General features: G+C 41.5%; 13 protein-coding genes and 2 tRNA genes. 5 read left to right on the forward strand and 10 right to left on the reverse strand.

All coding sequences use genetic code 11. From position 1 onward, the window contains the following. Nucleotides 1-450 (forward strand): isochorismatase family protein (locus tag NTU69_04625; GenBank protein ID MCX5802809.1); only part of this gene is annotated, 450 nt, incomplete at its 5' end. Between the two features lie 10 nt (nucleotides 451-460). Next, on the forward strand, nucleotides 461-1,615 hold the full coding sequence (gene chrA, locus NTU69_04630; GenBank protein MCX5802810.1) for a chromate efflux transporter: 1,155 nt from the start codon (nucleotides 461-463) through the stop codon (nucleotides 1,613-1,615). Nucleotides 1,616-1,624: 9 nt separating this feature from the next. Here chrA and NTU69_04635 read toward each other — a convergent pair whose 3' ends face one another. The 7 genes from NTU69_04635 to galT form a co-directional block, all read right to left on the reverse strand. Continuing rightward, entirely contained in the window at nucleotides 1,625-2,851 is a 1,227-nt protein-coding gene (locus NTU69_04635; protein MCX5802811.1) for a hypothetical protein, read from the reverse strand. 63 nt (nucleotides 2,852-2,914) lie between these two features. Then, entirely contained in the window at nucleotides 2,915-3,037 is a 123-nt protein-coding gene (locus NTU69_04640) for a hypothetical protein (GenBank protein ID MCX5802812.1), read from the reverse strand. 348 nt (nucleotides 3,038-3,385) lie between these two features. After that, nucleotides 3,386-3,457 (reverse strand) — tRNA-Ala (locus NTU69_04645). Between the two features lie 157 nt (nucleotides 3,458-3,614). Continuing rightward, nucleotides 3,615-3,974 (reverse strand): response regulator, encoded by a 360-nt coding sequence (locus NTU69_04650; protein ID MCX5802813.1) that lies wholly within the window; start codon nucleotides 3,972-3,974, stop codon nucleotides 3,615-3,617. Next, entirely contained in the window at nucleotides 3,971-5,707 is a 1,737-nt protein-coding gene (locus NTU69_04655) for an ATP-binding protein (GenBank protein MCX5802814.1), read from the reverse strand. The genes NTU69_04650 and NTU69_04655 overlap by 4 nt, the downstream gene beginning before the upstream one ends. Beyond that, nucleotides 5,694-7,151 (reverse strand): glycogen synthase GlgA, encoded by a 1,458-nt coding sequence (glgA, locus tag NTU69_04660; GenBank protein MCX5802815.1) that lies wholly within the window; start codon nucleotides 7,149-7,151, stop codon nucleotides 5,694-5,696. Before glgA ends, NTU69_04655 begins: the two co-directional genes overlap by 14 nt. Nucleotides 7,152-7,160: 9 nt before the next feature. After that, nucleotides 7,161-8,162, reverse strand: coding sequence for a galactose-1-phosphate uridylyltransferase (gene galT / locus NTU69_04665; protein ID MCX5802816.1), 1,002 nt, complete (start codon nucleotides 8,160-8,162; stop codon nucleotides 7,161-7,163). Between the two features lie 42 nt (nucleotides 8,163-8,204). Between galT and NTU69_04670 the strand changes: the two genes are divergently transcribed. The 3 genes from NTU69_04670 to NTU69_04680 all read left to right on the forward strand — a co-directional run bounded on the left by NTU69_04670 (nucleotide 8,205) and on the right by NTU69_04680 (nucleotide 10,374). Next, nucleotides 8,205-8,885, forward strand: a complete 681-nt coding sequence (locus NTU69_04670; GenBank protein MCX5802817.1) for a rhomboid family intramembrane serine protease — start codon at nucleotides 8,205-8,207, stop codon at nucleotides 8,883-8,885. Between the two features lie 15 nt (nucleotides 8,886-8,900). After that, a complete protein-coding gene (locus NTU69_04675; protein ID MCX5802818.1) occupies nucleotides 8,901-10,244 on the forward strand; it encodes a radical SAM protein in 1,344 nt (447 codons plus the stop codon). Nucleotides 10,245-10,292: 48 nt separating this feature from the next. Continuing rightward, a tRNA-Leu gene (locus tag NTU69_04680) sits at nucleotides 10,293-10,374 on the forward strand. Nucleotides 10,375-10,416: 42 nt separating this feature from the next. Here the strand turns inward: NTU69_04680 and hisH are convergent. From hisH to hisG, 3 genes are all read right to left on the reverse strand, one after another. Continuing rightward, nucleotides 10,417-11,019 carry an imidazole glycerol phosphate synthase subunit HisH gene (gene hisH / locus NTU69_04685; GenBank protein ID MCX5802819.1) on the reverse strand — a complete coding sequence of 201 codons (603 nt, stop codon included), beginning with the start codon at nucleotides 11,017-11,019 and terminating at the stop codon, nucleotides 10,417-10,419. A 22-nt stretch (nucleotides 11,020-11,041) separates the two neighbouring features. Further along, nucleotides 11,042-11,626 carry an imidazoleglycerol-phosphate dehydratase HisB gene (gene hisB, locus NTU69_04690; protein MCX5802820.1) on the reverse strand — a complete coding sequence of 195 codons (585 nt, stop codon included), beginning with the start codon at nucleotides 11,624-11,626 and terminating at the stop codon, nucleotides 11,042-11,044. 84 nt (nucleotides 11,627-11,710) lie between these two features. Next, on the reverse strand, nucleotides 11,711-12,580 hold the full coding sequence (gene hisG / locus NTU69_04695; GenBank protein ID MCX5802821.1) for an ATP phosphoribosyltransferase: 870 nt from the start codon (nucleotides 12,578-12,580) through the stop codon (nucleotides 11,711-11,713).

Consider the following 12,580-nt stretch of genomic DNA (forward strand, 5'->3'; position numbering starts at 1 on the left):
GTGATTAAAAATGTCGTTCAACTTGCAAGGTTTTCTCATATCATTGGACTTCCAGTCATAATCACTCAACAGGAAAAGCTTGGTTTCACCATTGCTGAGGTCAAAAAAGAACTCCCAGACGTACGCCCGATTAATAAGGTCCATTTTAACTGTTTCTTTTGCAAGGACTTTAAAGACCAGATAGGTTCAATCGGCAAAAAGACCTTGATACTCGCAGGGGTTGAAGCCCATATCTGTGTGGCACAAACAGCGTTATATGCATTGCCCTATTTTAACGTCCATGTGGTGGGTGATGCGACCTCTTCACGGACAGTTGAAAACCGGGACGCTGCCCTTGAAAGGATGCGGCAGTTTGGTGTTACCATTACCTCTTCTGAAATGTTAATATACGAGCTATTGCAGAAGGCAGGGACAGAGGAATTTAAAGCCGTCCTCCAATTAGTAAAATAGCAGCCAGAGTATGGAGAAAATCCCTTCTTTGGCAAAAATGTTTCTGTCGTTTTTGAGACTGGGCGTGGGAGCTTTTGGCGGGCCTGCGATGGTTGTGTACATAAAGGAACTATTTATAAAACATAATAAGTGGTTGGACGAAGAAACCTTTAAAGATGGTGTTGGTTTATGTCAGTCAATACCAGGGTCAACTGCCATGCAGATGGCCGCTTATGTGGGGCTAAAGACCAGAGGACTCCCGGGTGCAATTCTATCATATATAGGTTTTGGGTTGCCTGCATTTTCCCTGATGCTGATATTTTCGTCACTATATTTAAGCTTCCACAACCTCCGGTACGTCTTGTCTCTATTTTCCGGCCTTCAGGTGATTGTCATTGCTATTATTGTAAACGCGACCCATTTATTTGGTAGGGAGGTGCTTAAAGATTACAGGGACCTCTTTATAACCATAACATCTGCGGTGCTTCTTTTTATGGGGGTGAGTCCTTTTCTGGTCATCGCAGGGGCTGCCCTCACAGGAATTGTGGTATTTAGAAACATTCAGAGGGCTGAATACAGATGCACAAGAACAGTTGGTTCGTTTCACGTGAAACAGATTGTAATCCTCCTCATCATTCTTGCAACGAGCCTTTTTGCCCTTTATTCTGTGGACAAAGGCCTCTTTAAACTTGCCGCAGTGATGATGAAAATAAATTTGTTTGCCTTCGGCGGCGGCTTTGCATCCCTGCCTCTAATGTTGCATGAGTTTGTAAACACAAGGGGAGGGCTGGATAATAAGATTTTTATGGACGGGATAGCCCTTGGTCAGGTCACACCAGGCCCAATCATCATCACGGCAACCTTTGTCGGTTTCTGGTTGCGCGGGCTGGTGGGCGTAATAGTTACAACCATAGCCATATTTACACCTTCCTTCTTTGTCCTTCTCGCTATCACACCATTCTTTGACAGATTAAAGGCTTCTGTATATTTCCACAGGGCAATGAGGGGGATACTCGTTACCTTTGTAGGCCTTCTCCTCTATGTTGCCATCAAGTTTGCACTGACTGTTCCTTGGGATGCAATAAGGATTATAATTGGATTTGCGGCTTTAATTTTGCTTTTGAGGAAAGTGGATATTCTTTATGTTGTACTGATAGGTGCGTTCATTTCCCTACTGATAATATAAGATAGGCTATTACTTTTTAAGATATACAAGGTCAGTGGCTGAAAAATTACTACCCTTTTTAGCCTTTGCCCAGCATGCATCAACCCCGAAAAGCTCGAAGACCTCGAGTTCGCCTTTGTAATTTCCCTTAATCTTACCCAGGGGTGTCTTTGTTTTTGAATCTACCACCTGCTCCCCAGGTGAGTATACCTCAAGGATACCTCCCTTCTCCAGCCCTGACAATCTTCCTGCATTTATATAGATCTTGCCTTCTTCAATAGATGCAATTCTTGCATGCCAATCTAAAGAGAGTATAGACCTTAAAAGGTCCTCTGCTATAATCTCTATTGACAGGTCTATGGCTTTAATCTTTGCCTTTTCAGAACTCATGTCGCCCTTTTCCCTTGTAAGTGACACAGGGTTTCTCCCTGAGAATTGTTTTAGAATGGTTCCGGTTTCTGTGTTATAAACTTCAATTGCCATCTTGGATATAGCAAATGAGGTCTCCCTATCGTCTTTGCCTTCTATCTTTGACGTACTCGTGTAAATATCAGAAAGGGTCCCCTTTAATACCGCATGTACACCATAAAGCTCATTTAACGCCTTCATATTTGCTGGCCCTGTAAGCGTGTCCTTGATATTAATATTAATTGTATTTGGATCTATGCAGATGATGGCGCCTGTATTTTCAAGTCTAGATATAAGCCGTTTTGTAGCCAATTCCCCCATATGCTCTTCTTTATAATTTGTCTCGTCAATAACAGGCATGACAACCACACGTCTTTTCATCTTTGGTGACGGGTAATTGAACGCAATCATAGGAAGCATCGGCATATAACCCATGCCTGGAGGAAGATTACCCATTTGATAAGGATAAACCATTTGAGGGGCTATGCCTTTTTTCTTAAGCTCCTCTTCAAGTTTGGCAAGCCTCTTCTCCAGGTCTTCCCTTTCTTTCTTTCCCATCCCTCCGGCCAACATTGAGTCAACTATACCTGGAGAGTATTGGTCTTTCCTTATCCATACATTTTCTGGCTCATAAGGGGTTAACATGTACCTCCTATTTTTTGCATATATGTATTCTACCCCGTCAATTACCTTTATATCCCCAAGCTTTGGCTCCTTTTCCTCTATCTTTTCCATTTTTTCTTCTTTTTTCTGAGCCTGAGGGGGCGTATCACCCTTCTTTTTTGTAAAGGGGATATAGCTACATGAGGCAAGGAAAAATATCAAAAGCATTATTACACATTTACGCATCGAAGTGATTATAAGTCATACATGGTGTAAATGTCAAAGAGATTTTGGTTTTAAACTTCTCCTTTAAATATAGGAAGGGTAAAAAAATGTACTTCCTCTCCCAGGAACACCTTCTACCCATATTTCACCCCCATGTGCCTCAACAATTGACTTAACAATAAAAAGGCCTGGGCAAGAACCATCCACTTCTTTCCTAAAGCTACCCCTTCTATATTTCTCAAAGATATACTGGATTTCATCTGTTGAAACATGTTATTACGCCTCCTGGGTCAACAGTTATGATCCCATCATCTATAGTTTCAAGTATTGTCAACAACTTTTTCCTTTAGAGCTTAATAATGTTTGATTTTTCTTATAGTTCCCTGTCTGTTGCAAGGGTGAATAAATTTAAACAGAGCACAGACCCTTTTCCAGTTCGTTTAGCGTGAGATGTTCTATTAAGGTTACACCAGAATAGGTTGTGACAATTGATAAAAGGATGGCAAGGGTAATAAAAATGCAAGTATTTTTGTAATAAGCCTCATATCTCATTATTGGAGGTGGCGGGAATCGAACCCGCGACCCCCTCGTTGCGAACGAGATGCTCTCCCTCTGAGCTACACCCCCTGTTTCTTTAATATTATTTTAAGTACCCCTTAATATCAAGATTTTTGTGATTATTTAGCAATTATCCATAAGCTGTCAGTTATCAGGAATAGACCTTGTGCTGAATATCTCGTGATTTGCACAAAACTTCTTGCCGATTGCCCATGGGTTGCGTTTATCAAATATTTAATATATGTTTTATCGTTTGTTTAAGCTCTTTTGTGTCTGCTGATTTTACTACATATCCATCAGAAACCCAGCTTGAAAAATCCTGTTTAAATTCTCCATATGCGGAGCACAGTATTACTGGTTGGTCTTTATTCAAATTCTTTATCTCGTTCAATGCCTGTATGCCATCCATGCCTGGCATCTTTATATCAAGCACAACCAGATCAAAGCTTGAACCCTTAAGTTTCTCAAGGGCTTCCAGGCCATTCGATGCTGCCTCCACCTGGTATCCCTCCTCTTCGAGTTCTTCTTTGAAAAGCATTCTTATGTTTTCCTCATCGTCTACTACCAACAATTTTATCTTTTTCATAAAAACTCCTCTTTGATTATATTATTTTTTACAGGGAGGTACACTATAAATGTTCCCCCTTCCCCTAAAGAATTCTTTACCTCAATATGACCTTTATGGTTCATCACAATTTTATTAGATATAGCAAGGCCCAGCCCCGTCCCCCTGTCCTTCGTTGTGAAGAATGGATTAAAAATGTTATCGATGATTGCAGGGTCTATGCCCCCGCCTGTATCAATAAAAGAAATAGCCAAAAATGGTCGGTTATTAAATACCGCCTGCTCTGTCTTAATAATTATTTTACCATTGCCGTGCATAGCTTCATAGGCATTCATAAGTATATTAATAAAAACCTGTCTAATCTGCTGGCTATCACACTCAACAGGGGGCAGGCTTTTATCATATTCCTTCACAATCTGGACTTGTTCCCATGCTGTATCTGAGGTAAAAAGATATAGGACCTCATCTATACAATTATTCATATCGCATGTTTCTGTTAGCATCGGGTTTTCCCTTACATAGCTTAGAAGCTCGTTGAGTATCGTTTCGAGCCTTGAAACTTCCTTAAGAATTATGTCTATATATCTGTTTTCCTTTTGATCTAAATGGATCTTCTTTGCAAGCCTCTTTGTAAACCCGCCTATTATTACAAGGGGGTTTTTTATTTCATGAGCAATGTTGGTAGTCATTTCACCAAGACTTCTAAACTTTTCCTGCTCTATAAGTCTTTTCTGGGCATCGTTCAATTCTTTTACCACATCCCTGAGCCTTATATTTAATAAGGTATTTTCCAGACCACTCGATATGTAGTTCGCTATTGTATTTATCAAATACTGGCCGTCTCCTTCTGAAGCAAAGTCTTGCTGTGATTTTTCCCCACCCATTGTGATCGTTCCAAGGATACGGCCTTTTGATAGCACAGGGGAGGCATAAAGTGAGGACTTTAAGGAGTTTTCATGTTGCTCAGAGGCCTGATTTTTCAAAGAAGTTGCCTTTTTAAGCCTTACGACCCCTTTCTCTAACTCATAGACGTAATTTTCTATCGACGGGTCTATTACGCCATATATAACCCTTTGTGAATCAAGCTTTAAAAATGTATCTTCTATCTTTATTGTAACAAACGTTGCGTTGAGTGCTCTGGCTATTATCAATGCAATATTTTTTAAAAGCTCGTTGGGTTCTATATTTGAAGTAAGGATCTTTCCAAGTTCTGAAAGTGTCGCAAACTCGCTAATCCTCTTCTTTGAGGAAAGGATAAGCTCATAGGACCTAAGTATCCCGCCCAGCTCTCTTGAAAGTATAGAAAGTAAAATTTTTTCTGAATCACGTATAGAATCAGTATTTGATGAACTTACTATTAGAACACCATAGATATAGCTATCATCAGACAATGGGAGGAATGCAAAGGTCTTATATTTTTCAACAACTCCATCAAGTTCCGGGTAAAAAAGACAACCAAATCTCGGCGGTATGTCTTTTATTGTAAAAAACTGGGGCGCCCTCTTCTGTGCTACGCTGCCAACAATCCCCTCACCAACATGGCACCTGTACTGATTTAATATTCCCGATAATATGCTTTTTTGATTTGTAAATCTACAGGTAAGCCTCTTGTCTTTGTCAAGGGTATACACGATAACCTCTTCAAGGCGCATATCTTGGGCTATAATATTAATGATTGAATTAATTCTTGATTCTATTTTAAGATTTGAGTGGGATATCTCTATAATCTTTCCCAGTAAATCAATGGGGTTCATATTTCTCAATGGCTTTTTTGTATAGCCCTATATATTCCTTTGCGGACCTTTCCCACGAAAAGTCTGCCCCCATACATTTCTTTACAAGAGACATCCAGGCCTTTTTATCCCCATAAACCTTCAATGCCCTTTTTATGGCATCAAGCATTGCGTCTTTTGAGTAGTCATAGAATTTAAAACCTGTACCGCTCAAGGGCGTGCTGGTATAGTCTACTATGGTATCTTCGAGCCCCCCAACGCCTCTGACTATTGGAACCGTTCCATATTTAAGGCTATACAATTGATTAAGGCCACATGGCTCATATCGTGAGGGCATAAGAAATGTATCGGCCCCTGCTTCAATAAGGTGGGCAAGCTTGTTGTCATAGGCAATCTTGACGGAGAATGATTTGGGGAATTTTTTTGACAATTCAGTAAAAAGGTCATGGTATCTTCTTTCCCCTGTTCCTAAAATTACATATTGGGTGCCGAGGGACACCATTTCCTCTAGTGAAGACGCAATAAGATCGAAACCCTTCTGGTCGGCAAGTCTTGATATGGTTGCTATTAATAGAATGTTTTCATCAACGGGTAGCCCAAAGGCTTCCTGCAAGGCTTTCTTGCATAATCTTTTGTTCTCTATGTTTTTCACACCATACCTTGTGGGAAGATCAGGATCTTTCTCGGGGTTCCAGTCCTCATAATCAATTCCATTTATAATGCCATAGAGGTCATCCTTTCTTGTTCGTAATATGCCGTCAAGACCGTATCCAAACTCTGGGGTTTGTATTTCTTCGCTGTATTTTTTGCTCACCGTATTTATTATGTCAGAGAATACTATGCCCCCTTTTAAAAAGTTGATTTTTCCATAAAATTCAAGATAGTTCGGGGTAAAGTATTCCCATCCTATATTCAAAAGATGCATATCGTGATGCCAGAAAAGCCCCTGATAGCCAAGATTATGGATGGTGAATAGTGTTGAGACGTTTCTGAGGACAGGATCATCTCTATAGAGAGTTTTTAGAAACACAGGGGCAAGGGCACTCTCCCAATCGTTGCAATGGAGCACATCGGGGGTATATCCCGTTACCTTGATTGCCTCAAGAATGCTTTTTGAAAAAAAGATAAACCGCTCTGCATTGTCAAGATAGTCACCATCCGGGGTACTATACAGGTAATCCCTGTAATAATATTCATCCTTTTCAACAATGTACGCGGTAATACCATCATATTCACTTTCAACTATCTCTGCATCAACAAAGGTTTGCGATATAGGGCAAGAAATCTTATAGTTTTTATATTTCATGGGAAATTTCTGTTCCTCAATCCCTTTGTGTTTTGGCAGGATAACCCTCACTTCTATGCCGAGTTTTTTTAAGGCCTTTGGAAGGGAACCTGTTACATCAGCAAGGCCACCTGTTTTCACAAAAGGATAAATTTCAGGTGATGCAATTAATATCTTCATAATAACCCCCTATATGTGTGTTTCTCTAAGATATACAGTTGCTTCCTCTGGTGGTGTAGGATTAATGTAAAAGCCTGTTCCCCATTCGAAACCTGCCATTTTTGTGAGCCTTGGTATAACCTCCATGTGCCAGTGATAATGTGGTGTTGCTCCATCGCCAAAGGGTGTTGTATGTATCATGTAGTTATAAGGCGGAGAGTTGAGAACCTTATCATACCTTTTTAACACTGCAGAAAGCACCTCCGCAACTGAAAAATAATTATCATCTCTATTGCTTGAGATGAAGTATGGCTCATGCTCCTTCGGTAAAATCCAGACCTCAAAAGGAAAGCGAGAGGCGTATGGTGAAAGGGCTATAAACCTTGCATTTTCAAAAACGATCCTCACATTGTCCTCCTTTTCCTGTGTTATTATGTCACAAAAGATACACCTGTCTTTATACTTATAATAGGCTAATCCACCGTTTATCTCTTCAAGGACCCTTCTTGGAACTATTGGAAGGGCTATAAGCTGCGAATGGGAATGATCGAGCGATGCCCCTGCAACAGAGCCGTGGTTCTTAAAAATCATTATATACTTGAATCGTCTGTCCTTTGTTAGATCCAGCACTCTCTCTCTATAAGCAATAAGAACATTTTGTATGCCATGAACATCCATATTAGATAATGTTTGGCCATGGACCGGGGTTTCTACAATTACTTCGTGCGCCCCTATGCCATTCATCCTGTCATACAGACCAACGCCTTCCTTGTTTAGATCACCTTCAATGCGTAATGCAGGGAACTTATTCGGGACAACCCTCAGGGTCCAGTTGGGGCTGTTGGGCGGAGAACCATCAGGTCTAATAGCAAAGACCTCGGGCGGGGTCATATTCTCGTTACCTGAGCAAAGGGGGCACATACTAACCTTCGAGGGGGGCTCCTCCTCTGTAAAAAAGACAGGCCTTTTCCCCCTCTCTGTAGATATGATCACCCATCTATCTATAATAGGGTCTTTTCTCAGTTCAGGCATAATCACTCCATAACCTTGATGTTTTGACATGTACAACAACGCATGGTAAGAAATACCCTGATGATACCCTTAAAGGACAATATACCAACGCGCACTTTTCCCATTATAACAATAAGCATTATCTTTGTAAACATGTTAGTTTTTCTATGGCAGAAAATTGTACTATACGGTATAGAGGGCGACATTATATATCGCTATTATGGGCTGATACCGCGTGAATTTATGACGTCCCTGTCAAGCAGGTGGGATCTCCTTCCATATAATATATTAACTGTCTTCACTTCCATGTTCCTCCACGGTGGCTTTCTCCACTTGGGTGGCAATATGCTGTATTTATGGATATTCGGCAACAATGTGGAGGATGCCATGGGCCACAAGAGATTTATTGTGTTCTTTCTGCTGTCCGGCGTCATTGCTGCTCTTTTCCAATTCTTTTATGATCCAACCTCAAGCGTTCCCATGGTCGGGGCAAGTGGAGCAATATCGGGAATTCTTGGTGCATATTTAATACTCTTTCCCCGCGCACGAATAAAGACATTATTATTCATCTTTATATTTATTAAGATTGTTGAAATTCCTGCTATCCTGCTTTTAACCATATGGTTTTTCATGCAAATTCTTTACTCCCACATGGAAGGTGTTGCGTGGCATGCCCATATTGGCGGCTTTGTTTTTGGATTAATAACAATAAAGCTTTTTATTAAAAGAAGACGGAATGCATAACAAGCGGTGTTTCACGTGAAACATTTAAAGGTGCTTTTGGTCAATCCATACATATATGATGTTTCTGCCTATGGTTTCTGGTCAAGCCCCCTGGGGCTTCTGTATATGGGGAGCGTATTGAGAAAAAATAATATGGAAATCCAGCTGATAGATTGTCTCAGGGTAGTAGAGGAAAAAAGGAAAGAAGATGGGAGGGCTCCCTTTATAAAGGAAAAGGTTGAAAAACCTGCATCTTTAAAAAATATAAAGAAACGGTTCAGAAGGTACGGCATCTCAAAGGAACAACTGGCGAAAGAGCTTTCCTCCCTGGAGGAGCAAGATCTTATCCTCCTCACCTCAATTATGACATATTGGTATATCGGTACAAAAGAGGTTTTGGAGCTCTTGAGAAGAATGTTCCCCCGGTCAAAGATTGTGGTCGGGGGCATATATCCAACATTGTGTTACGAACATGCCAGCATACACATGAACAAGGCCGATTTAATTGTAAAGAACAATGAAATGGGCAAGTTTTATGCCTTTATAGAGAAAAATTTCTCTGCCCCATTGCCCCTTAAGCCATCCATGTATGACTTTAAAGAGCTCCCATATCCCTGCTTCGATCTGTATAAAAACATACCGTTCATTCCAATCCTTACTTCATATGGCTGTATGTATCGTTGCACATACTGTGCAACACCCTACATGCATCCAAACATTGTAAGAAGAGACCCTGAAGGCGTGATGAATGAAATTCTACACTGGCATAATCGGGGCGTAGATAGATATGCGCTGTACGATGACAACTTTCTTTACAGAAAGGATACTTATGCAAAACCCCTTCTCAGGGGGGTTGCACAATTTCCCTTCTCTGTTGACATATATAATCCAAATGCCATAAATGCAGCGCTTATCGACGAAGAGCTGGCGAATCTGCTTTTAGATGCTGGGTTCAAAGAGGTTAGGATTGGGCTCGAATCCATAGACCCTTCGGTTCAAAGATCAACAGGCAAAAAGGTGGATTTAAAGAGCTTTGAACATGCCTTACGTTGCTTATCTGGGGCCGGGTTCAATATGGACAGGATAGGCGTCTACATATTGGCAGGTCTCCCCTTCCAGCGGTGGGAGGATGTGAAGAAAACGATAGACTATCTTTCTGGTTTCGGGGTAAGGATCCATATCGCAGAGTATACCCCCATACCACATACACCGATGTTTCAGGGGTTTAAGGCATTTGCCCGATATCCCATAGCAGACGACCCTATCTACCAGAATAATGCCCTCTTCCCTTTTGCCTGGGATGGTTTTACAGAGAATGATCTGTTTTTTTTGAAACACTATGCGAGAGAAAAGGGTAGCGCAAGGCAAGAGACGGTCTGAAGACCAATTGATTATTCCCTTTAAACGTGTTAAATATTTATCAAATATGCGAGGGTGGCGGAATGGCAGACGCACTGGACTTAGGATCCAGCGGGCAACCGTAGGGGTTCAACTCCCCTCTCTCGCACCAAAACAGCGGTTAGCGTGGAGCATTCAGCAGATAGAGGCTCTTTTATTCACAAATATCGATAAAATTCTGAAGTAACCTGAGACCCATCTTCTGACTTTTTTCAGGATGAAACTGGCAGGCAAATATGTTTCCTTTCAGTACAGATGATGCAAACTCAATACCATAATCGGTCTTTGTTGCAACAACATCTTCCTCTGGCTGGCAGTAATAAGAATGCACAAAATAGCAATTCTCCCCGTTTTTTATACCATCAAAAATCTCGGTATTCTTCATAATCTCAATGCTGTTCCACCCCATGTGCGGCACCTTTATGTTGCCTTTAAACTTCGGTACTGTGCCTTTTATGACCCCCATACCCTCAACGCCCGGGGCCTCTTCGCTCGATTCAAATAGTATCTGCATGCCAAGACATATACCCAGGTATCGCCTGTCGTTCATTATCAGTGTCTTTATAAAATGAAACAAGCCGAGCTTTTTCAGGTTTTCAATGCATTTGCCGAAGGCCCCGACGCCTGGCAGGACAATGGCGCTGGATGACTCTATTTCCCTCTTGTCTCTTGTAATTACTACATCAGCGCCGAGCCTTTTAAATGCATTTGTAACACTCTTCAGGTTTCCCATTCCGTAATCTACAATGGCTATCATTGTTGCCCTGGTTATAAACGCATCACAACATGCCTTTTGTTGAGAGCGCTCCCTTTATTTGCTCGTCTTTTGTCACGGCTTCTCTCAGGGCCTTTCCAAAGGCCTTAAAGACCGCTTCTGTCTTGTGGTGTAAATTCTCTCCATAGAGCACATTTATATGGAGGGAACATTTTGACTCATTGACAAATCCTTTAAAAAATTCCTTCAATACCGCTACATCAAAGGCGCCTATTTTACCCCGCAGCCCCCCCCTCCATACAAAGTTCGGCCTTCCGCTTATGTCTATTGCCAGCATACAGAGGGCTTCATCCATGGGGATTATTGCATATCCATAACGCCTTATCCCTTCAAAATCAGAAAGTGCCTCCTTCAATGCCTTCCCCATAGCAATGCCTACGTCCTCTATGGTATGGTGTTGGTCTACGTCTATGTCCCCTTTTGCCTTTATGTCCAGATTAAAAAAACCGTGTTTTGAAAATAGCTCGAGCATGTGGTTAAAAAAGGGGACCCCTGTTGATATGCTGTACGTACCCTTGCCATCAAGCACCCATTTTATTGTTATGGTTGTTTCTTTTGTTTTCCTCTCTACCTTTGATTTTCTATCCATGCTTCCCCCTAAAAATGTTTATTGTTCACTCTCGGGTTTTTGTCTTTCGCCTTTAACTAATTACTCGAAACTCATCAACTGCCTCTATGGTATCACCTTGCTTAACGGATACTCCACGATTCCCTGCGCGCCCGCCCTTTTAAGGTCAGGTATAAGGTCTCTCACAGTTTCTTCATCCATAATGACTTCTATGGCTATCCAGCCTTTATCTGAAAGGTTTGAAATTGTAGGCGTATGTAGGGAAGGGAGGATTTTTATTACCTTTTCAAGCCTGTTCCTTGGCACATTCATTTTAAGCCCTACCTTCTCCTCTGCAAGAAGTGCGCCTTTTAGCAATATTACCACGTTCTCCATCTTCCTTTTTTTCCACTCATCCTTCCATGCATTTTTGTTTGCTATCAACACTGTTTCAGATTCAAGGATTGTGTCGATAATCCTCAAGTTGTTTGCCTTAAGCGATGCGCCTGTCTCCGTTACCTCTACAATGGCATCGGCGAGAAGGGGTGGTTTTACCTCCGTTGCGCCCCATGAAAACTCAACGGTAGCATCTATCCCCTTTTTCTTCAGGTACTTTCTGGTATAACCTACAAGCTCTGTGGCGATCTTTTTTCCTTTCAGGTCTTTTATGCTCTTAATTGGTGAATCTGCAGGCACTGCCACAACCCATTTTACCCCCCTGAACCCCACCTTTCCGTATTTCAACCTTACAAGCTCCACAACCTTTGCATCCTGCTCAAGCACCCAATCCAGCCCTGTTATCCCCATATCAAGTATCCCATCTTCCACATAACGGGCCATTTCTTGTGCTCTTATAACAAGCCCTTCAAGCTCCGGGTCGTCTATTGTTGGCATGTATGAACGCTCGCGAAGTTTTATATTATAGCCCGCGTTCTTAAACAATTTGAATGTTGTTTCCTGTAGGCTCCCCTTTGGTAACCCGATTTTTAATTTCAT

This window comes from Pseudomonadota bacterium, from assembly GCA_026388215.1.
GTDB lineage: Bacteria > Desulfobacterota > Syntrophorhabdia > Syntrophorhabdales > Syntrophorhabdaceae > JAPLKF01.

What these genes read in the sequence shown, in the direction of transcription:
- chrA (MCX5802810.1), top strand. Translation starts at nt 461, where the DNA reads ATGGAGAAAATCCCTTCTTTGGCAAAAATGTTTCTGTCGTTTTTGAGA.
- NTU69_04635 (MCX5802811.1), bottom strand. Translation starts at nt 2,851, where the DNA reads ATGCGTAAATGTGTAATAATGCTTTTGATATTTTTCCTTGCCTCATGT.
- NTU69_04650 (MCX5802813.1), bottom strand. Translation starts at nt 3,974, where the DNA reads ATGAAAAAGATAAAATTGTTGGTAGTAGACGATGAGGAAAACATAAGA.
- NTU69_04655 (MCX5802814.1), bottom strand. Translation starts at nt 5,707, where the DNA reads ATGAACCCCATTGATTTACTGGGAAAGATTATAGAGATATCCCACTCA.
- glgA (MCX5802815.1), bottom strand. Translation starts at nt 7,151, where the DNA reads ATGAAGATATTAATTGCATCACCTGAAATTTATCCTTTTGTGAAAACA.
- galT (MCX5802816.1), bottom strand. Translation starts at nt 8,162, where the DNA reads ATGCCTGAACTGAGAAAAGACCCTATTATAGATAGATGGGTGATCATA.
- NTU69_04670 (MCX5802817.1), top strand. Translation starts at nt 8,205, where the DNA reads ATGGTAAGAAATACCCTGATGATACCCTTAAAGGACAATATACCAACG.
- hisH (MCX5802819.1), bottom strand. Translation starts at nt 11,019, where the DNA reads ATGATAGCCATTGTAGATTACGGAATGGGAAACCTGAAGAGTGTTACA.
- hisB (MCX5802820.1), bottom strand. Translation starts at nt 11,626, where the DNA reads ATGGATAGAAAATCAAAGGTAGAGAGGAAAACAAAAGAAACAACCATA.
- hisG (MCX5802821.1), bottom strand. Translation starts at nt 12,580, where the DNA reads ATGAAATTAAAAATCGGGTTACCAAAGGGGAGCCTACAGGAAACAACA.